At 64.2% G+C, this 17,925-nt stretch carries 19 protein-coding genes; 9 read left to right on the top strand and 10 right to left on the bottom strand.

Annotated features, from left to right (window positions below; all coding sequences use genetic code 11):
• The first annotated feature begins 114 nt into the window (after positions 1 to 114).
• Both APH25_RS17320 and APH25_RS17315 read left to right on the top strand, forming a co-directional pair.
• Entirely contained in the window at positions 115 to 789 is a 675-nt protein-coding gene (locus tag APH25_RS17320) for a COG3650 family protein (RefSeq protein ID WP_028633208.1), read from the top strand.
• Between the two features lie 104 nt (positions 790 to 893).
• Positions 894 to 2,501: an NAD(P)/FAD-dependent oxidoreductase gene (locus tag APH25_RS17315; protein ID WP_028633209.1), complete on the top strand. Its 1,608-nt coding sequence runs from the start codon at positions 894 to 896 to the stop codon at positions 2,499 to 2,501.
• 89 nt (positions 2,502 to 2,590) lie between these two features.
• Here APH25_RS17315 and APH25_RS17310 read toward each other — a convergent pair whose 3' ends face one another.
• Complete coding sequence (locus tag APH25_RS17310; protein ID WP_060482786.1) at positions 2,591 to 3,055, bottom strand: glycine zipper 2TM domain-containing protein; 465 nt, start codon at positions 3,053 to 3,055, stop codon at positions 2,591 to 2,593.
• 143 nt (positions 3,056 to 3,198) lie between these two features.
• Between APH25_RS17310 and APH25_RS17305 the strand changes: the two genes are divergently transcribed.
• Positions 3,199 to 3,432, top strand: coding sequence for a hypothetical protein (locus tag APH25_RS17305; RefSeq protein ID WP_060482785.1), 234 nt, complete (start codon positions 3,199 to 3,201; stop codon positions 3,430 to 3,432).
• Between the two features lie 32 nt (positions 3,433 to 3,464).
• On the opposite strand, the gene pdxH is transcribed toward APH25_RS17305, so the two are convergent.
• The 5 genes from pdxH to dinG form a co-directional block, all read right to left on the bottom strand.
• A complete protein-coding gene (gene pdxH / locus APH25_RS17300) occupies positions 3,465 to 4,112 on the bottom strand; it encodes a pyridoxamine 5'-phosphate oxidase (protein ID WP_060482784.1) in 648 nt (215 codons plus the stop codon).
• A gap of 18 nt (positions 4,113 to 4,130) precedes the next feature.
• Positions 4,131 to 5,120: an OmpA family protein gene (locus tag APH25_RS17295; RefSeq protein WP_060482783.1), complete on the bottom strand. Its 990-nt coding sequence runs from the start codon at positions 5,118 to 5,120 to the stop codon at positions 4,131 to 4,133.
• Between the two features lie 99 nt (positions 5,121 to 5,219).
• Positions 5,220 to 6,365, bottom strand: a complete 1,146-nt coding sequence (locus tag APH25_RS17290; protein ID WP_060482782.1) for a serine hydrolase domain-containing protein — start codon at positions 6,363 to 6,365, stop codon at positions 5,220 to 5,222.
• A gap of 72 nt (positions 6,366 to 6,437) precedes the next feature.
• Complete coding sequence (locus tag APH25_RS17285; protein ID WP_060482781.1) at positions 6,438 to 8,675, bottom strand: beta-galactosidase; 2,238 nt, start codon at positions 8,673 to 8,675, stop codon at positions 6,438 to 6,440.
• Between the two features lie 80 nt (positions 8,676 to 8,755).
• Complete coding sequence (gene dinG, locus APH25_RS17280) at positions 8,756 to 10,900, bottom strand: ATP-dependent DNA helicase DinG (RefSeq protein ID WP_028633216.1); 2,145 nt, start codon at positions 10,898 to 10,900, stop codon at positions 8,756 to 8,758.
• 98 nt (positions 10,901 to 10,998) lie between these two features.
• Between dinG and APH25_RS17275 the strand changes: the two genes are divergently transcribed.
• A complete protein-coding gene (locus tag APH25_RS17275; protein ID WP_060482780.1) occupies positions 10,999 to 11,463 on the top strand; it encodes a CopD family protein in 465 nt (154 codons plus the stop codon).
• Positions 11,464 to 11,475: 12 nt separating this feature from the next.
• Here APH25_RS17275 and APH25_RS17270 read toward each other — a convergent pair whose 3' ends face one another.
• The 3 genes from APH25_RS17270 to APH25_RS17260 all read right to left on the bottom strand — a co-directional run bounded on the left by APH25_RS17270 (position 11,476) and on the right by APH25_RS17260 (position 13,348).
• A complete protein-coding gene (locus tag APH25_RS17270; RefSeq protein WP_028633218.1) occupies positions 11,476 to 12,234 on the bottom strand; it encodes a hypothetical protein in 759 nt (252 codons plus the stop codon).
• Complete coding sequence (locus APH25_RS17265; protein ID WP_028633219.1) at positions 12,227 to 12,502, bottom strand: DUF1145 domain-containing protein; 276 nt, start codon at positions 12,500 to 12,502, stop codon at positions 12,227 to 12,229. The genes APH25_RS17270 and APH25_RS17265 overlap by 8 nt, the downstream gene beginning before the upstream one ends.
• 144 nt (positions 12,503 to 12,646) lie before the next feature.
• Positions 12,647 to 13,348 (bottom strand): OmpA family protein, encoded by a 702-nt coding sequence (locus APH25_RS17260; protein WP_060482779.1) that lies wholly within the window; start codon positions 13,346 to 13,348, stop codon positions 12,647 to 12,649.
• A gap of 160 nt (positions 13,349 to 13,508) precedes the next feature.
• Between APH25_RS17260 and APH25_RS17255 the strand changes: the two genes are divergently transcribed.
• The 4 genes from APH25_RS17255 to APH25_RS17240 are packed head-to-tail and all read left to right on the top strand — an operon-like array spanning position 13,509 to position 15,166.
• A complete protein-coding gene (locus APH25_RS17255) occupies positions 13,509 to 14,003 on the top strand; it encodes a DUF6231 family protein (RefSeq protein WP_060482778.1) in 495 nt (164 codons plus the stop codon).
• Positions 14,004 to 14,005: 2 nt separating this feature from the next.
• On the top strand, positions 14,006 to 14,482 hold the full coding sequence (locus APH25_RS17250; RefSeq protein WP_028633222.1) for a YchJ family protein: 477 nt from the start codon (positions 14,006 to 14,008) through the stop codon (positions 14,480 to 14,482).
• Between the two features lie 2 nt (positions 14,483 to 14,484).
• Positions 14,485 to 14,961: an LEA type 2 family protein gene (locus tag APH25_RS17245; protein ID WP_028633223.1), complete on the top strand. Its 477-nt coding sequence runs from the start codon at positions 14,485 to 14,487 to the stop codon at positions 14,959 to 14,961.
• 7 nt (positions 14,962 to 14,968) lie between these two features.
• Positions 14,969 to 15,166, top strand: coding sequence for an SEC-C metal-binding domain-containing protein (locus tag APH25_RS17240; RefSeq protein WP_009684590.1), 198 nt, complete (start codon positions 14,969 to 14,971; stop codon positions 15,164 to 15,166).
• Positions 15,167 to 15,190: 24 nt separating this feature from the next.
• On the opposite strand, the gene APH25_RS17235 is transcribed toward APH25_RS17240, so the two are convergent.
• A complete protein-coding gene (locus APH25_RS17235; protein ID WP_060482777.1) occupies positions 15,191 to 16,384 on the bottom strand; it encodes an MFS transporter in 1,194 nt (397 codons plus the stop codon).
• Positions 16,385 to 16,513: 129 nt separating this feature from the next.
• On the opposite strand from APH25_RS17235, the gene APH25_RS17230 reads away from it, so the two are divergent.
• On the top strand, positions 16,514 to 17,854 hold the full coding sequence (locus APH25_RS17230) for a PLP-dependent aminotransferase family protein (protein WP_060482776.1): 1,341 nt from the start codon (positions 16,514 to 16,516) through the stop codon (positions 17,852 to 17,854).
• Positions 17,855 to 17,925 lie beyond the last annotated feature (71 nt).

Here is a 17,925-nt window from a genome sequence, read left to right as displayed (position 1 = left end):
TGGGGGCTGCGCTGCGGCCCCCAATCCCCTGACACCCAACCATTAACTTGAGATCCACCACCAGCCTGGGTAACGTGACCGGCTCTTTGGCCACGATTCTGCGGAGCCCGCACCATGCGCCTCACCCCCACCCTGCTCATCACGGCACTGCTGCCCCTGTTCGCCGGCTGCCAACTCATGGGTGAAGCCCCTGCCGACCCCAATGTAGGCACTACCCGCATGCAAGGTGAACTGCGCGCCGCCGGCGGCCACCTGCTGTTCAAGCCGTGCAACGAAAGCCGTTCGTTCATCGTCAACGATGCCGCGGCTACCGGTATCCTGCAAGAAGCCGCCAACCTTGCCAAAAGCGCCAACGACACCTTGTTCGCCGACGTGCGGGGGCGCCTGACCGGCAGCAAGCAGGCCAATACCGATGGCCAACTGGATGTACGACGCCTGTACCGAGTGGAGTCCACTGCCGGCGCCTGTGCAGACCCGAATTTCAAGCAACTCACCTTGCGCGCCAGCGGGCACACACCTGACTGGGACCTTAAGGCCAGCGGCCGTGGCATGGTGCTGAACCGCGCGGGCCAGCCCCCCCTGCCCTTGCCCTTTCTGGAAGAACAGGTACCCGGCGGCGGCCTGACCCTGACCAGCGAGGCCAATGGGCAACAGGTAGAACTGTGGGTTGCGCCACAGCGCTGCGTAGACCCGGCCACCGGCACCGTCAACCATCTGCGGGCCGAACTGCGTGTCGATGGCACCACCCTGCAAGGCTGCGGTTACTATGGCGGCGCGCGCGACGACTGATGACCGGGTGCTTTAAACCTGCCAGTCAGGGCGGCTAACAGCTTATACTTGGCGGTTTGTGTTAAGCCGCCGGCCGCCCAATGGCCGGGATACTGGACCCTGCCATGCTACGAATCACCGAACTGAAGCTGCCCCTGGACCACCCCGACGAAGCGCTGCGCGAGGCCATTGTCCAGCGCCTGGGCATTGCCGACGCGCAGTTGCTCAGCTTCAACCTGTTCAAGCGCAGCTACGATGCACGTAAGAAGAACAGCGAGCTGCTGTTCATCTACACCATCGACCTGCACGCCAGCAACGAAGACGAACTGCTGGCCAGGTTCGCTGACGATCGCAACATCACTGTCGCACCCGACGTCACCTACAAGTACGTGGGCCAGGCGCCGGCCAACCTGCCGCAACGCCCAATCGTGGTCGGGTTTGGCCCCTGCGGCATTTTCGCGGGCCTGCTGCTGGCACAGATGGGCTTCAAGCCGATCATTCTCGAGCGTGGCAAGGAAGTGCGCCAGCGCACCAAGGACACCTGGGGCCTTTGGCGTAAAAGTGTGCTCAACCCGGAGTCCAACGTGCAATTCGGCGAAGGCGGCGCCGGTACCTTCTCCGACGGCAAGCTGTACAGCCAGATCAAAGACCCGCAGCACCACGGCCGCAAGGTGCTGGAAGAGTTCGTCAAAGCCGGTGCACCGGACGAGATCCTGTACATCAACAAGCCCCACATCGGCACGTTCCGGCTCACCGGCATGGTCGAGCAGATGCGTCAGGAAATGATCGCGCTGGGTGCCGAAGTACGCTTCGAACAGAAGGTCACCGACCTGCTTAGCGAAGGCGACCAGCTGACCGGCGTGGTACTGGAAAGCGGTGAGCAGCTGCACGCCCGCCATGTCGTTCTGGCACTGGGCCACAGTGCGCGCGACACGTTCCGCATGCTGCACGCCAAGGGCGTGTTCATGGAAGCCAAGCCGTTCTCGGTAGGCTTTCGTATCGAGCACCCGCAAACCCTGATCGACAAGGCTCGGTTGGGCAAGTATGCCGGCCACCCGAAGCTGGGCGCAGCCGACTACAAGCTGGTGTACCACGCCAAGAATGGCCGTTCTGTCTACAGCTTCTGCATGTGCCCGGGCGGCACCGTGGTAGCGGCCACCAGCGAACCGGGCCGCGTGGTCACCAACGGCATGAGCCAGTACTCGCGTAACGAGCGCAATGCCAACTCGGGTATCGTCGTGGGCATCGACCCCGAGCGCGATTACCCGGGCGGCCCCCTGGCCGGTATCGAACTGCAGGAGCGCCTGGAAGCCCACGCCTATGTGATGGGCGGCAGCAACTACCAGGCCCCGGCGCAGTTGGTGGGTGACTTTGTCGCAGGCCGCCCATCGACCGCGTTGGGCAGCGTAGAGCCGTCCTATAAGCCGGGTGTCACATTGGGCGACCTTGCCCCCAGCCTGCCAGCGTTTGCCATCGAGGCTATCCGCGAGGCGTTGCCGGCGTTCGACCGGCAGATCAAAGGCTACAACCTGCACGACGCCGTGCTCACCGGTATCGAGACGCGGACCTCATCACCGCTGCGCATCACCCGTGACGAACGCTTCCAGAGCCTGAACATGAAGGGGCTGTTCCCGGCAGGTGAAGGCGCAGGTTACGCGGGCGGCATTCTGTCGGCAGGCGTCGACGGGATTCGTATTGCCGAGGCAGTTGCCCGGGATATGCTTGGCCTCTAACAAGGTTTCGCGCGCGGCTGCCCTCTAGCAGGCATAAAAAAACCCCGACTGGCTCATGCCAGTTCGGGGTTTTTATTACGTGCCGCTCGTCAGTGGGATACGCGGCTGGTGCCATCAACGGTCATGATGCGTACCCGGTCACCCACACGGAAGATTTCGTTTTCCTGCACGGCCTGTACATAGGCACGCATGCTGCCGTCGTCTTCACGCACGGTGATTTCGACACCCTGGGTGCGCGTGATGCCTTCTTCAGCGGCAGAGCCCGCAAGGCCACCCGCCACAGCACCGATAACGGCCGCTACGATACTGCCGCGCCCGCCGCCCACGGCGCTGCCGGCCAGGCCACCGACAACCGCGCCGGCGCCGCCGCCGATTGGGGTCTTGGTGCCTTCGATCTTGACGGGGCGCAGCGATTCGATGGTGCCTAAACGTACGGTTTGAACACGGCGGGCTTCGTCGCGCGAATAGCTGTCACCGCTCAGGCTTGAGGCACAGCCACCCAGCAGCAACGACATGGTGGTAAAGGTCGCCAACAGCAAAGCGGATTTACGCATGGGTACAATCTCCAGAGGTCAGGTGTTCATTAGACGCTGCACGTTGACGGCTGTCACGACGCAAACGTCATAAAATTGTTTTCATTCAGCTGGCGTACAGACGCGCCGCTGCATGCAGCCTTCAATTCAGACCAAGGATAGCCATGGATTACTTCATCGTCGTGGTCGCCACCGTTGCGGGGCTGTATTTCCATGGGTGGTTGTACGTGCGCATGCGCCGCTGGATGGACCGCGACCTGGCGTTGTCGCTGGCCGGCACGGACCCGCAAAAGCAGGCGTACATGCTGCAAAGGTTGCAGCAGGCACGCGTGGAGAAGGTGAAGCGCAAGCAGCTGGCCGGGTGGCTGGAACGTGAGGCGGCCGCCTACCCCGGCTGAGCTGACGAGGGGCCGCCATGCAGCCCTGGGCATCAGGGGGCCAGGCGCTCCCGCAGCCATTGCCCGTCGACACTGCGGTAGTTCAAGCGGTCGTGCAATCGGCTTGCACGCCCTTGCCAGAACTCGATTCGCTCCGGCAGAAGGCGGTACCCGCCCCAGTGTTCCGGGCAATGGGGCTGGGTGTCGGAAAAGCGCGCTTCGGTGGCCTTGACCAGGGCCTCCAGAGCCTCACGGCCAGCAATGACCTGGCTCTGAGGCGAGGCCCAGGCGCCCAGGCGACTGCCCAGCGGGCGCACCTGGTAATAGTCGTCGGACTCCTTGGCCGTTACCTTCTCCACCCGGCCTTCAATACGCACCTGGCGCTCCAGCGCCGGCCAGAAGAAGGTCATCGCGGCAAAGGGGTTTTGCCGCAGTTGCTGCCCCTTGGCACTGTCGTAGTTGGTGAAGAAGGTAAAACCGCGCTCGTCCAGCCCTTTCAACAGCAACACCCGGCAATGCGGGCGCCCCTCACCGTCCACCGTGGCCAGGGTCATGGCATTGGCCTCGACAGGCGCCTGTTCGGTCTTTACCGCATCGCCGAACCATTGGTGAAACAAGGCAAAAGGCTCCGCGGGGGCCTGGGCCTCGGCCAGGCCATCACGGGTGTAGTCGCGGCGCATATCGGCCAGGGTTTGGGTCATTGCTGCGTTCCTTGACGATCAGTTGGTCTTCGCAGGGCTGTTGGCAGCTACTTTCTTGTCGGTGGTAGCTTTTTTGGCCACCGGCTTGGCCGGGGCGGCTTTTTTCTTGGCGGGTGCTTTGGCAGACGCCTTGGCCTTGGCTGCTGGCTTCTTGGCCGCGGCCTTGGTTGCGCTCTTGGCCGCAGGCTTGCTCTCGGCCGCCTTGCTAACCGGGGCCTTGGCATCCTGCGCCGCGACCATGGACGCCGGCGCCGGTGCCGGGGTTGCCTGCTGATATTTGGTCAGCAGTGCGACCATGGTGTTTTGCGGGGTAAGCAGCATTTCCACACGGCGGTTGAGGGCGCGGCCTTCTGCACTGTCGTTGGCGGCACGCGGCATCACCGAACCCATGCCCTTGAGAATCAACCGATCACGCTGCAACCCGCTGAGGCGGAAGATGGCAGACACGGAAGCAGCGCGTTCCAGGCTGAGCTTCTGGTTGGCTACTGGCACACCGCTGGTATCGGCATGGCCCAGGACCAGTACGGCTGTCTTGGGGTCACCTTCCACCGTCTTGGCCACGCGGGTGATCGGCCCCAGGGTCATAGGCAGCAGCATGTTCGGGCGGTCCGGGTTGTAGGAGCCGTCCACCGGCAGCGTCACGGCCAGCACGTTGTCGCGCCGCTCCAGCTCCAGCTTGCTGTCCTTGATCGCCTCGCGCAGTTTGGGCTCGTACTCGTCCAGCCAGGCCTGGGTGGCCTTCTGGTCGATCTTCGGCACCACCGGGCCCTCTGCCTGTTTTTCTTCGTTGCCAAACGGCCACCACCAACGGCTGCCGCTGCTGGACTTGGCGTCAGCCTTGGCCACATTCTCGGTGACCGCCTGCTTCACTTCCTGGTCGGCGACCTTGTCCGAACCGAACGGCCACCAGCTCGAACTGGCACTTTTGGCGGTGCCCTGGGATTGGCTGGCGCAGCCGGTAACAGCGGCCAGGCACAGGGCGAGTGCTAAGGTTTTATGTGAAGACATCAGCGATACACCATGAATTAGAAAGAAATTTTGCCCACACTCTTCAGGCATTGGCATTGAGGATAGTCAAAGAGCCTGGGCAATACTCGCATTACCCGATCAAAGGCATTGCGCAAGTACCCGCACCAGTTTCTGCGCCCGCGGGTCCATCAACACGTAGGGCCCCAGGGTGTTGACGACGAACCCGAAGGCTACATCATATTCAGGGTCGGCAAACCCCACCGAGCCGCCGGCACCCGGGTGGCCAAAGGCGCGGGCACCCAGGCCGAAGGTGGCGTTGGCCACCTGGGGCTGATCGAGCATGCAGCCCAGGCCAAAGCGCGTCTGGGTCAGCAGGGTGCGGTCCTGGCCCAGGCTGTGCTGGCGGGTAAGCTCGTCAAGCAACTCGGACTCCAGCAGGCTGCTGTCCAGCAAGCCTGCATAGAACCCGGCAAGGCTTCGTGCGTTACCGTGGCCGTTGGCGGCCGGCTGCTGCATGCGCCGCCATTCCGGCTTGTTGGTACTGGTAAGGATGGCCGGGGGGTTGGTAAAGGCGCGGGTCGACAACGCGTGGGGTTCGCGCAGGGTCACCTGCAGCAGCCGCTGCGCCGCTTCGTCGCCCGGGTTGCCCTTGCCTCGGGCGATGTGGGCCACCCGCTCGAATTCCTGGTCATCCAGGCCAACATGGAAATCCAGGCCCAGGGGGCGAGCCGTGCGCGCCACGATCGAATCACCCGGTGCGCGCCCGTCTGCGCGGCGGATCAGTTCACCGATCAGCCACCCGTAGGTAATGGCCGCATAGCCATGCTCAGTACCCGGCACCCACCAGGGCTCCTCTCTGGCCAGCACATCGACCATGGCCTGCCAGTCGTACAGCGCCTCGGCAGGCAGCACCTCACGGATAGCAGGCAGCCCGGCCCGGTGGCTGAGCAATTGGCGCAGGGTAATCGCCTGCTTGCCAGCCTGGGCAAATTCAGGCCAGTAATGGGCGACCGGTGCATCCAGGTCGAGCTTGCCCTCGCCCACCAACTGCAAGGCCGTGACAGCGGTGAAGGCCTTGGTGCATGAAAACAGGTTGGCGATGGTGTCGCTGTGCCAGGCCTGCTGCCCGTCCCGGTCGGCAGTGCCCGCCCACAGGTCCACGACCGTCTCGCCACCCACCTGGATGCACAGCGCGGCGCCCCGCTCCTGGGGGTCGTCGAACAGGGCGGCGAACGCCTCGCGTACCGCTTCGAACTTCAGTTCATAGTGACCCTGGATCTGCACCCGCTGTTCTCCGTACGGCACATTGCGAAAATGGCGTGCATTGTTTCAGTAGTTGGGCGTTTTGCAAACCGGTCACTGCGCCTTGGGTTTCTCCAGGTACCCGCGCAACTGGGCCAAGGCCTCCAGGTTGCTCCTGCGCGCCGCCTCGACAAAGCCCGGGTAGGCCACGTCGGTAATGGCGACCAGCCCCAGATGACCGTTCTCACCATCAAGCAGCCGCCCGCTGGCGGGCTGGTCCAGGTACTGGAACCAGTGTGCGCCCACGATCATCGGCTGGCTGAGGGCGGCCTTGAGGAAACGACCGTAGGCGGGACCGCGGTCCTCTTCGCGTACCACCTCCAGCGGGCCTGGCCAGAATGGGCCGCGATCACGCGAGCCGAACTGGAATTCCGAGACCAGTACCGGCTTGTCCAGCTCGGCCAGGCGGGCGAAGTCGTAACCATCCTGCGGCTGGAGCGTATAGAAATTGAAGCTGAGCACGTCGCAAAACTCGGCACAGGCTTTCACCGCCTCGGGTGTACTCACCGCAAAACGGCCGCCCAGCAACAGGTGGTTGGGCGCGTGCCATTTCAACGAGTCGGAAATGGTCTTGAAGTAGGTTTCGGCAAATACCTGCTGGAAGTACTGGTAGTCACGCTCGATTTCCGGGTGCTCCGGGCTGGGCAACGGCCCCTCGAAACCCGGGTCTTCCATCAGTTCCCAGGCGCTCAACTCAATGCCCCATGCCTTGGACAGGCCCTCCTGGTTGCGGTACTTGTCGCGCAACTGCTTGAGAAACGCACGCTTGGCCGGCACGTCGGTGGTCAGGCGCAAGGTGCCGTAGGCCAGCCCATAGCGTGCTTTGGGGTCGGCGCCGGGGGCTGCCCAGGCCAGCTCGTTGTCGGCGAAGTAGCCGACCAGCCAAGGGTCGTCGCGGTGATCCCGCGCAGCGATGGCGACCGCACGCTCGGTGGCCATGGCGAAACGGGGGTCGAACGGGTCCGGCATGCTGCCCCACCAGTCCATGCCGGTGCTGATGCTGGCGTAATCCCCGACGATCGACAGCGGCAGGGTATAAGGCATGCGCTCGGCCTCGATCAACGCCGGGTCGCTCCAGTTGCCCAGGGTGTTGAAGCCCCATGCCTGGAGCCGGTCCAGTGCATGGCCCTGCCAGCGGGCAGCATCCAGTGCGGCGGGTGGGCAGTTGGCCGGTTGCTCAGGCCCGGTGGGCGGGCACGGCTTGCCATAAGTGCGTTGCAGGTTGGCCGCGTAAAAGTCGAACCAGCGCCCTTTCTTGAAGTTGCGCCCCGCTGAAGATGCATTGCCATCGTCGTTGTTGCCTTCGCCATAGAAGGCGGCAAGCATGCTGCCGGCCTCAGGCAAGCCCTTGAACATGCCCTCACGGCCCTGCACATAGGTTCGCCCGCCGTCCGCAGCCACGGCGTTGACGCCCAGCGAATAGAACGGGTGGCCTTGCGGCGTTACCAGGTACCAGCGCCCATCGCGTTTTTCAGTGCGGAAAAAACCTTTGGCCTCAAACGCCTGCCCCGCCATCAGCCCGCCGAAATCATCCAGTGGCTGCTTGCCACGCTCTGCCAGCCATGCCTTCAACTGCTGCTGTTCACGGCCATCGGCTGCCTTGAGCTGGTCGTCGTTGGCGACCTTTTCTGGCCAGTTGGCGCGGGTGGACTGCCCATAGCTGTCGATCAGGTCACGGTAGGCTGCCTGATACGCCTGGTCGTCATCCTGAATGCCGACGCGCTCGATCAACAGGCTCTGGGCCACCTTGGGGCCGGGAATGCTCAGGCTGACCGACGCCACCTGCTTGAGGTCGAGTGCGCCAGCACTGCTGGCCAGCAGCAGGCGCTGGCCGCCAAAGCTCCACGGCATGGGCGGGCCGGCGCGCATACCCTGGCTCGATGGCGAGCTGGCGGCCAGCGGCACCATCACGGTTTGCGCAGGCCCTGCGGGCAGGTCAACCCTGCTCGTGAGCGTACGGCCATCGCTGCCCTGCACGGTCACATCCACAGTCAGCGCCCAATCCATGCCACTTTGCAGGCGCAACGTCAGCCAGCGCCCGGCGGACCAGTCCCACACGCCGCTCTGCGGGCTCAAGCGCAGGGTCGGCCGCTCGGCCGGGTTGAATACCACCCGCCGCAACACCTCACCGCCCGCCGTCTGCTCGGCGTTGTACTGCGGCAGGCCGGCGTCCACCGTCGCAACATTCACCACCGAGGCCGGGCGCACGAAACTGAACAGCGTCTGCTGCCCCGCCAATAAAGGCGAACTGAACAACAGGGCGAAAACAGCAGGCAGGGTGCGGCGGACCATAGGGATGGGGCTCTCCTTCAGGGCCCTCATGGCCCACGACTGAGTAAATGGACAACGTGCCGGCGCAAGTGCTCCAGCTGTCAGCAAATCTCCCGCCTGAACGGCGGCAGCGCATTGAGAATAGCCTTGCCATAGCGCTGGGTAACCAGGCGCCGGTCAAGCAAGGTGATGATGCCGCGGTCCTGTTCAGTGCGCAGCAACCGGCCGCAGGCCTGGATCAGGCGCAACGACGCATCGGGTACGGCGATTTCCATGAACGGGTTGCCGCCACGGGCCTCGATCCACTCCGCCAGGGCAGCCTCGACCGGGTCATCCGGTACAGCGAACGGGATCTTGGCAATAACCACGTGCTCGCAATAGGCGCCCGGCAAGTCCACCCCTTCGGCGAAGCTGGCCAGGCCGAATAGCACGCTGTGCTGGCCGTCGTCGACCCGCGCCTTGTGCTTGTTGAGGGTTTCCTGCTTGGACAGGTTGCCCTGGATGAGTACCAGCTTGCGCCAGTCCCGGTCCAGGCCATCGAACACGTCCTGCATCTGTTTGCGGGAAGAGAACAGCACCAGCGCCCCACGCGCGTCTTCGACGATGTTGGGCAGTTCACGGATGATGGCGGCGGTGTGGGCCGCGGCATCCCGGGGGTCGGCCTTGAGGTCCGGCACCCGCAGCAGGCCGGCATCGCCATGCACGAACGGGCTGGGCACCACGCAACTGACGGCGTCGCGTGGCAACCCGGAACGCATGCGGAAGCGGTCGAACTTGCCCAGCGCAGTCAGCGTCGCCGAAGTGACCAGTGCGCCATGGGCGACGTTCCACAGGTTGCGGCGCAGCATCTCGGCCGCCAGGATGGGGCTGGCGTTGACCTCGATATCGAACAGCGCACCGGTTTCGGCCAGGGTCAGCCAGCGCGCCATCGGCGGGCTGTCCTCCGGGTCTTCGGCGGTGAACGCCGTCCACAGTTCCCAGTTGCCCTGGGCACGAGTTTGCAGGCTGCCGAACAGCGGGTACCACTCTTCGGCCTGGTGACTGGCAATGCCGATGCTCACCTCCCCCCCCATGCCTTCCTTGAGCAGGTCAGTCAGGCGAGTGAACAGGTCGTTGAGGCGGCTGAAGCCCTTTTTCAGCTCCACCCCCACCTCACGGATCTGCTCCGGCACCACCCCACCCGGGAACCGATAACGCGGGCGCTCGCGCCCTTCGTTATCTTCGCCTGGGCGGAAGTCGGCAACCTGTTCGCACAGGGTGAACATGAACTGCTGCTGGGTGCGGATTTCCCGGGCAAGCTCGGGCACCTGCTCGATCAACTTGCCCAGGTCGCCCGGCAGCGGGTGCTGGGCCAGCAGCTTGGTCAGGTTCTTGGCCGTCTGTTCCAGCCAGTCGGCGGTGGAGCGCAGGCGCGAATAATGGGCAAAGTGGCCAATGGCCTTATCGGGCAGGTGGTGGCCTTCGTCGAACACGTACAGGGTGTCGCGCGGGGCAGGTAGCACCGCTCCGCCGCCCAGCGCCAGGTCGGCCAGGACCATGTCATGGTTGGTGACGATGACATCCACCTTGCCCATGCCCTCGCGCGCCTTGTAGAAGACGCACTGCTGGAAATTGGGGCAGTGGCGGCCGGTGCACTGGCTGTGGTCGGTGGTCAGCCGCGCCCAGTCTTCGTCTTCCAAGGTTTCGGGCCAGCTGTCGCGGTCGCCATCCCAGCGGTTGCCGGCCAGCTTCTCGATCATGCTGTTGAACAGCTTCAGACTGCGCTCATCAACGTCGATACGAAAGCCTTCTTCTTCGAGCAACTGGGCCTGGGATGTCTGTGCGTGGCCCTCTTGCACCAGGATGTCCAGCTTGGACAGGCACAGGTAGCGACCACGCCCCTTGGCCAGGGCGAAGCTGAAGTTCAGCCCGCTGTTGCGCATGAGGTCGGGCAGGTCCTTGAAGACGATCTGCTCCTGCAGCGCCACGGTGGCGGTAGCGATGACCAGGCGCTTGCCGGCCGCCTTGGCTGCCGGAATGGCCGCGAGGCTATAGGCAACTGTTTTGCCGGTACCGGTACCCGCTTCCACGGCCACGACGGCAGGCTCGCCGGCACGGCGACCTTCATCGTCGCAGGCGATGTCGCCGAGGACCTTGGCCACTTCGGCGATCATCAGGCGCTGACCGTAGCGTGGCTTGAGGCTCTTGGCTTCGAGAAAACGCGTATAGGCGCCCTGGATGGTGGCTTTGAGTTCGTTGCTGATCATGGTCTGCAGGCGCCCGGAGGGCTGGATATATTTTCAGTGTTGCGCATTGGGCGGCTATCATACCCCGCTCTTGCCCTTTATGCCGCATGGAGATCCGGATGGCCGCCTTTGCCCTGCCCTACACATTGCATGTTCTGGCTGCCCTGATATGGGTCGGTGGCATGTTCTTCGCCTGGCTGGTGCTGCGCCCCGCAACGGTTGCAGCCCTGGAAGGGCCTGCGCGGCTGCGCCTGTGGGTGGAAGTTTTCCGACGCTTCTTCGGCTGGGTCTGGGTGGCTGTGGTGGTTTTGGCGATAACAGGTGTCGGCATGTTGCACATGCGCTTCAACGGCTTCGAAACTGCCCCTCGCTACATTCAAGCGATGATGGGCGGCGGCATCGTCATGTTCGCCCTGTTTCTGCGTATACAGGCCCTGCTGCTGCCAGAGCTCAAAACCGCTGTGCAAGCCCAGGACTGGGCCACCGGTGCAGCGGTGCTGGGGCGGATCAGGCGGATGGTGGGCGTGAACCTGTTGCTGGGCCTCGCCGTTGTGGCAGTGGCCAGCGCCCGCCTGATGCCCTGAGCGCGGCGCCGGTTACAGCCGCTGCAGGATCAGCTCCCCGGCGGCGCCAGCCAGGCCCGGCTGGCCCGCTTGCCCAGCCCGCCCGCTGGCGCCCGCCGCGGTGCGGTAGACCAGGCAACCTTTGCTGGCACCGCCTTTGCCCGCCTTGCCAGCGTCACCGGCCTTGCCCGGTGCACCGCCATCGAGCCGCACCACGATGCGCTCCTGGGGGAAGCTTTGCGGCACGCTCAGGCGCACACGCCCGCCAGGCGCCCCGTCATGCCCGTTACCGCCATCGTCGCCGTTGAAACCGCGGCTGGCCTGCCCCCATGTGCAACCACCCGCTTGCCCATTGGCACCATCGAGCCCCGCATAACCAGGCGCACCTGCGCCACCGCGGGCGTCGATGGCCAACTGCTCTGCTTCCACCTCGGCCAGTTTCAGGTCCAGGCCACGGCCAGAACGTGCCGCACGCTGGTAGCTGCCCGCAGCCCCCGGCGCACTGAACTCGCTGCCGGCCCCAAGGCTTGCATTGGCAGCCTCGATCAGCAACGGGCTGTCTGACGGCGCAATGGCGATGCGTGCGTCACGCCCGAGCTCCAGCCTGTCCACTTTCAACTCGGCCAGGGTCGCGGGCAACATCAGGGTAGCGCCGTCGCCCACCCGTAGCTGGTCCAGGTGAACGCTGGCCGATTTGGTCGGCAGGCGCAGCATGGAATTGGCGCCCACCTCCAGGCTCTGGGCCTGCGCCAAAGGGGTAGCCAGCAGGGCAAGCAACATCAGATTACGCATTTCGTGGCGTCTCCTGCGCACGGGGAATGGACATGACGTGGAATATACCGGTCAACAGGATTTGCAGGCGGTCGAACCAGCGGTGGCTGCGCCCGCGCAGGCTACCGTTGAAAAAGAGGACCTCAAGCACGTGCAGGCACAGCAGCAGGCCGCCCGCCGCGTTGATCAAGAGGTTCAGCGGCAAGGGCTGCGGTGCCATCTGATTGAACAGCACCACACCCCAGAAGGCGATTGTGAGGACCTTGCCCAGGCCCAGGAAGAACTTCATGCCTTGCCCCCATCGATGAGCGTCAGCCCCGGACGGCTGACTCGACCGCGCCAGGGCTCTACCTTAACTGCAACCCCCAATGCCGCGCCAGCAGGCGCAACACCGGGCACCCATGCCACGGAACGCGGCACGGGTGCCTACGGGCTAGCGCTCGATCTTGATTTCGGTACGGCGGTTCATGGCACGCCCTTCGGCAGTGGCGTTGTCCGCAACCGGCTGCGACTCACCGGCCCCCACGATCGACACGAAGCTGCTGCGCGGTATGCCGCTTTCAACCAGGTAGTCAGTCACCGAATGGGCCCGGCGTTCCGACAGTTTCTGGTTGTAGCTGTCCCTGCCCACGCTGTCGGTGTGGCCGCTGACGCTCAGGCGAGCGGAAGGCGCTTCCTGCTTCAGGCGGGTGGCGATGGTGTTGAGGCGTTGCTTGTCGGCCGGCGTCAGGCGCGCAGAATCAAATTCGAAGTGCACGTCGCGGATGACGATGACCTCTTCCTTGGCCACCACCTCTTCCACCACCACCGCCTCAGGCTGCGGCGGCGGTGGGGGGCAGCCGTTGGCGTCCACCTGCACGCCACGCGGTGTGCCTGGGCACTTGTCGCGGCTGTCAGGCACACCATCACCGTCTTCGTCACCGTCACCATGAGCCCAGCAATAGCCGGCTGCCAGGCCACCGCCCAGCAGTGCCCCCCAGCCGGCCCAGCTGGAGCTTTCGATGGCGCCCAGCGCTGCGCCGCCCACGCCTCCGACGGCCGCACACTTGGGCCAGTCGGTCTTCTGCAACCCTGCGCAACCCGTCAGCACGCTGGTGAGCAGGATCAAGGGTACCGCTGTGCGTACTATGCTCATCTCATCGCCTCTCCTTAGTGGGAACCGGCATAACGCCGACCTGTGGGAGTAAAGACGGTGCATGCCAACCCTGCCACCAATCCGCCATCGCGCTTGCATGCAACCCTTTGCCGACGCGCCCTGGCCCGCTAGTCTTGGCCAACATGAAAGAGGATTGGCAATGACCGACGGTTTCTCGCAACGTACGCCGCAACAGGCCCTGGCCGCACTGCTCGAGCGCTTTACCCCGCAACGCCTGCTGCTGGTGGGCACCCGGTTCCCTGCCCTGGACGCCTTTCTTCAGGCGCACCCGGAGGTCACCCTGGCCACGGCCACGCCCGGCCAACTGCCTGCCGCACTGGCCGCCCAGCGTTTCGACCTGGCGCTGCTGGTCGATTGCCTGGAGCACCTGCCCAAGCGAACCGGGCTGGAACTGCTGGGCGGCATCCGCAATCTCAACGCCAACCGTGTGGCGGTACTGGCAGACCTTGCCGCCTGCGGCTGGCAAGATACCGACTTCTTCGCCCTGGCCCTGTCGGCCAGCGAGAAATTCTGCCGCGAGCAACAGGTGCTGAGCCTGTTCACCTATGATCTACACGATTACAAGCAGGTACCGGACTGGCTCAATGCACGGTTCTGGGCCAACCCTGAAAATTTCGGCAAGTACTGGTGGTGATAATGAGTGTTTCGGTCTGCCCATGCGGCAGTGGCAACCTGCTTGATGCCTGCTGCGGTCATTACCATGCTGGCACGCCGGCACCGGATGCCCAGGCGCTGATGCGCTCGCGCTATAGCGCTTATGTGCTGGGCCTGGTCGAGTACCTGGTGGCCACCACCCTGCCCGCCCAGCAGGCCGGGCTGGACCGTGCGGCCATGGCAGCCTGGAGCGCACAAAGCACCTGGCTGGGGCTGGAAGTGGAAAGCGCCGAGGTGCTGGGTGGCCAACCCGAGCATGCGTTCGTCACCTTCACCGCGCGCTGGCACGACCAGGCCGGCGACCACCAGCACCGTGAATGCTCCGCCTTCGTTCAGCACGACGGCCGCTGGTACTTCATCGACCCCACGGTGGGGCTCAAGGCCGGGCGCAACGACCCCTGCCCGTGCGCCAGCGGGCAGAAGTTCAAGAAGTGCTGCGCCAGTTACGTGGGTAGCTGAACATGATGACGCGCATCCGCTTCATGCTGCTCTGCGGCCTGCTCTTGCTAGTGGGGGGCTGCGCCAGCTGGGGCGGCGCAGACTGGCGCGAACCTCAGGTGCACCTGGTCAGGGTGGAAACGGTAAAAGCCCGCCTGCTGCAACAGGAATTCGTGTTGCATGTACGGGTGGAAAACCCCAACGACAGCCGCCTGTTCATCCGCTCCGTCGAATACGCACTGCGCCTGAACGATGTTGTGCTCGCCCAGGATGAAGCCAGCCTATGGCGCAGCGTGGGGCCCCATGAACGGCGTACATTCAAGATCACTGCCCGGACCAACCTGTGGCAGCACCTCAAGCCCCTGGCGAAAATGCTGAAAAGCGGGCGGCCCCTGCACTACAGCCTGCAGGCAGAACTGGCCACCGGCCTGCTCATCCATCGGGACCTGCACTTGTCGCGCAGTGGTGAGATAATGCCCGGCGATCACTACCCGGAGTAACCCAGCAATGTCCCAACAACCCCACGTTCATGGCCCCGACTGCAACCACGATCATGACCATCATCACGATCACGGCCATGTGCACGGCCCACACTGCAACCACGGCCACCAGGAGCCGGTGCGCAACGCGCTGAAGGACGTCGGCCGCAACGACCCATGCCCCTGCGGCAGCGAGAAGAAATTCAAGAAGTGCCACGGCGCCTGATACAAGGCGCCGCGCAGGGCTTCGCTAGCGGTAGTGGAGCCCGGCCACCTTGCGCGGCAACAGCAGTGCAGTGGCCAGCAGCAAACCCAGGCACAGTGCCATGCACAGCACGTTCGTGCCCCCCCAACCCACCGAGTCCAGCAGCAACGATGGGCTGAAGGCACCTACAGTCGCGCACACCGCTATCGCCAAATCGTTCCTGCCCTGCATCTGCATGGCACCCGGGCTGTTCTGCAGCGTCTGCGCCAGCAGCGCCCCGCCCCCCACATAGGTCAGGTTCCAGCCAAGGCCCAGGGCAATCAGTGAAACCGTCATCACCGCATAGCTGCTTGAACCCATGTTCAGAGCAGTGCACGCGATCAGCAGCATCAGCCCCCCACAGATCGTGGCCCTGATACCCAAACGCTCGATGATCGCCCCGGTGAAAAACGACGGCGCGAACATGGCGACCACATGCCACTGGATGGCCAGGCGAACGTCGGAAAAATCCTCATGCATATGCTTCATGTGCAGGGATGCCTGGATCATCAACAGGTTCATGATGCCGTACCCCAAGGCCGCAACCCCCATCGCCACGGCAATGCCCGGCGTGATGCCGTGCCCGGAAGGGCTCAGCGGTGCCTGGGGCGCGGTAGCGGGCGCAACCTGGCCATCACCGGGCAAGCAAATGGCGATCACCAGCGACACCAGGGCCAGGGCGGTGAAGGCGGCGTAGCACAATGAAAACAGTGGGAACCCACCGGCATCGCGCAGCCATTCGGTAAGGGCAGGCCCGACAACGGCGGCAATCACCCCACCCGCCACCACCAGTGAAAGCGCCTTGGGTTTGAGGTGCTGCGCCAGGTTGTCAGTGGCAGCAAAGCGGTTGAAGTTGGCAAAGGCGATGTACACGCCCAACGCCGAGTGGCTGGCCACCAACGCGCCAAACTGCTGATGCTCCACCGCCAGGAAGCCGCAGACGCCGGACACGGCCAGCGGCAATGCCCCCAGCATGAACGCGCGTTTGCGGCCAATACGCGCCATGAGCCGGGACACCGGGTAGGTCGCCAGCATCACGAACAGAAACTGGAACCCGTACGGCACAGTCGACCAGGCCGCTGCCGGGGCCAGCGCAGCCCCCGCAATGGCAGCCATGGTCACCGACATCACGGCAGTGGTGAGGTTGACCGACTGGGCCAGAAAATACAGGTACGTGCGTGCGGGAAGGGTTGTGCTCATGGTGGCTCGCTGAGGGTAAAAGGGGTGACAGCAACAGCGTCGCACCGTTGACGACATTTTCGGCAAACAGTCGACGTGCTTTACGGCTAACTGTTAGGGTGTTTTTTCTAACGCCCGCAGGAAAGCCCCGTGCCGCAACCCGACCTACTCACACAGTTGAAGCAGCGCCTGACAGCCGGTGAATGGCTACCCGGGCAACGCATGCCGTCCATTCGCAAACTCACCGTGGCAACGGGTGCCACCTACCACGAGGTGGTCTCCAGCTATGCCCGCCTGGTCAGCGAAGGGCTGCTCACGGCGGTGCTCGGGCGTGGCTACTTTGTGGCCACTGGCACCCGCCCCGCCGAAACGGACGAGCCCACTGGCGACATGGCGCAAGACCCGCTTTTCAAGCTGTTGCAAGGTGGGCAGCACTTCACCAAGCTGGGCAGCGGCTGGCTGCCCCCTGCCTGGCGTGATACCGAATTGCTGGCCAAGGCGATCCGCCGTACCGCCCGGCTGGAACAAAGCTCGCTGGCTGAATACGGGGATATCCAGGGTTACCTGCCGATGCGCAAGCAGCTGTGCATGCACCTCGGTCGGCTGACCCGCATCGAGGCACACCCTCATCAGCTTCTCACCACCCTGGGGGCCACCCAGGCGCTGGACCTGGTGGCACGCCTGCTGATCAGCCCCGGGGACCACGTGTTCGTGGACGAGCCGGGCAATGGCAACCTGATCAAGCTGATCCAGCTGGCCGGCGGCCACGTGGTAGGCATCCGCCGCACAGCCGACGGGCCAGACCTGGAAGACATGAAACAGCACCTGGCCAGGCACACGGTGAAGGCGTTCTTCTGCAACAGCACCTTCCACAACCCGACCGGCGGCACCATCAGCCCCCACAATGCGTTCGGCGTGCTGCGCCTGGCCGTGGAACACGATTTCTTCGTGGTCGAGGACGATGTGTACGGCGACTTCAGCCCGGGGGTGCGGCAAACCTTTGCCGAGTTGGACAACCTGCAGCGGGTCATCTACATCGGCAGTTTTTCCAAATGCCTTTCGGCATCGCTGCGGGTGGGTTACATCGCCTGCCCGCCGCACCTGGTAGCGCCGCTGATGCGCCTGAAGCTGTTGACGTGCGTCGCAGTGCCGGCGTTTTGCGAACGCTTCGTCAACACCATTCTCAGCGACGGTACCTACGCCCGACACATGAATGATGTGCAACAGCGCCTGATCCACCAGCAGGCGCACACCCAACGCGTGCTGCTCAACCACGGCTGGCATTTCGACATAAGCGCCCAAGGCGGAATGTTCCTCTGGGTATCGCACCCTGATATTGCCGACCTGCAAGCCTTCATGCGCCGGCTGGAACAGCAACGGGTACTGCTGATGCCAGGCAAAGCATTTGCGGTGACACGTGACTACCAGCGTTATACGCGCATCAACTGCACGCACTTTTCAGACGGCGTAGCCGAGCTTTTCAGGGTGTAGGTGGACGCCGGCAAATAAACCGCCCGCTGACCTTGCACGACGCCTGCGCGCTCACTACCTTTAGCGCCTTT

Source organism: Pseudomonas sp. NBRC 111119 (genome assembly GCF_001320125.1).
Taxonomy (GTDB): domain Bacteria; phylum Pseudomonadota; class Gammaproteobacteria; order Pseudomonadales; family Pseudomonadaceae; genus Aquipseudomonas; species Aquipseudomonas parafulva.
Note: the sequence above shows the minus strand (reverse complement) of the source record. Positions and strands in the feature narration are given on the sequence as shown.

What these genes read in the sequence shown, in the direction of transcription:
- dinG (WP_028633216.1), bottom strand. Translation starts at nt 10,900, where the DNA reads ATGATCAGCAACGAACTCAAAGCCACCATCCAGGGCGCCTATACGCGT.
- APH25_RS17240 (WP_009684590.1), top strand. Translation starts at nt 14,969, where the DNA reads ATGTCCCAACAACCCCACGTTCATGGCCCCGACTGCAACCACGATCAT.
- APH25_RS17320 (WP_028633208.1), top strand. Translation starts at nt 115, where the DNA reads ATGCGCCTCACCCCCACCCTGCTCATCACGGCACTGCTGCCCCTGTTC.
- APH25_RS17315 (WP_028633209.1), top strand. Translation starts at nt 894, where the DNA reads ATGCTACGAATCACCGAACTGAAGCTGCCCCTGGACCACCCCGACGAA.
- APH25_RS17260 (WP_060482779.1), bottom strand. Translation starts at nt 13,348, where the DNA reads ATGAGCATAGTACGCACAGCGGTACCCTTGATCCTGCTCACCAGCGTG.
- APH25_RS17310 (WP_060482786.1), bottom strand. Translation starts at nt 3,055, where the DNA reads ATGCGTAAATCCGCTTTGCTGTTGGCGACCTTTACCACCATGTCGTTG.
- pdxH (WP_060482784.1), bottom strand. Translation starts at nt 4,112, where the DNA reads ATGACCCAAACCCTGGCCGATATGCGCCGCGACTACACCCGTGATGGC.
- APH25_RS17255 (WP_060482778.1), top strand. Translation starts at nt 13,509, where the DNA reads ATGACCGACGGTTTCTCGCAACGTACGCCGCAACAGGCCCTGGCCGCA.
- APH25_RS17285 (WP_060482781.1), bottom strand. Translation starts at nt 8,675, where the DNA reads ATGGTCCGCCGCACCCTGCCTGCTGTTTTCGCCCTGTTGTTCAGTTCG.
- APH25_RS17305 (WP_060482785.1), top strand. Translation starts at nt 3,199, where the DNA reads ATGGATTACTTCATCGTCGTGGTCGCCACCGTTGCGGGGCTGTATTTC.
- APH25_RS17295 (WP_060482783.1), bottom strand. Translation starts at nt 5,120, where the DNA reads ATGTCTTCACATAAAACCTTAGCACTCGCCCTGTGCCTGGCCGCTGTT.
- APH25_RS17235 (WP_060482777.1), bottom strand. Translation starts at nt 16,384, where the DNA reads ATGAGCACAACCCTTCCCGCACGCACGTACCTGTATTTTCTGGCCCAG.
- APH25_RS17270 (WP_028633218.1), bottom strand. Translation starts at nt 12,234, where the DNA reads ATGCGTAATCTGATGTTGCTTGCCCTGCTGGCTACCCCTTTGGCGCAG.
- APH25_RS17245 (WP_028633223.1), top strand. Translation starts at nt 14,485, where the DNA reads ATGATGACGCGCATCCGCTTCATGCTGCTCTGCGGCCTGCTCTTGCTA.
- APH25_RS17250 (WP_028633222.1), top strand. Translation starts at nt 14,006, where the DNA reads ATGAGTGTTTCGGTCTGCCCATGCGGCAGTGGCAACCTGCTTGATGCC.
- APH25_RS17265 (WP_028633219.1), bottom strand. Translation starts at nt 12,502, where the DNA reads ATGAAGTTCTTCCTGGGCCTGGGCAAGGTCCTCACAATCGCCTTCTGG.
- APH25_RS17275 (WP_060482780.1), top strand. Translation starts at nt 10,999, where the DNA reads ATGGCCGCCTTTGCCCTGCCCTACACATTGCATGTTCTGGCTGCCCTG.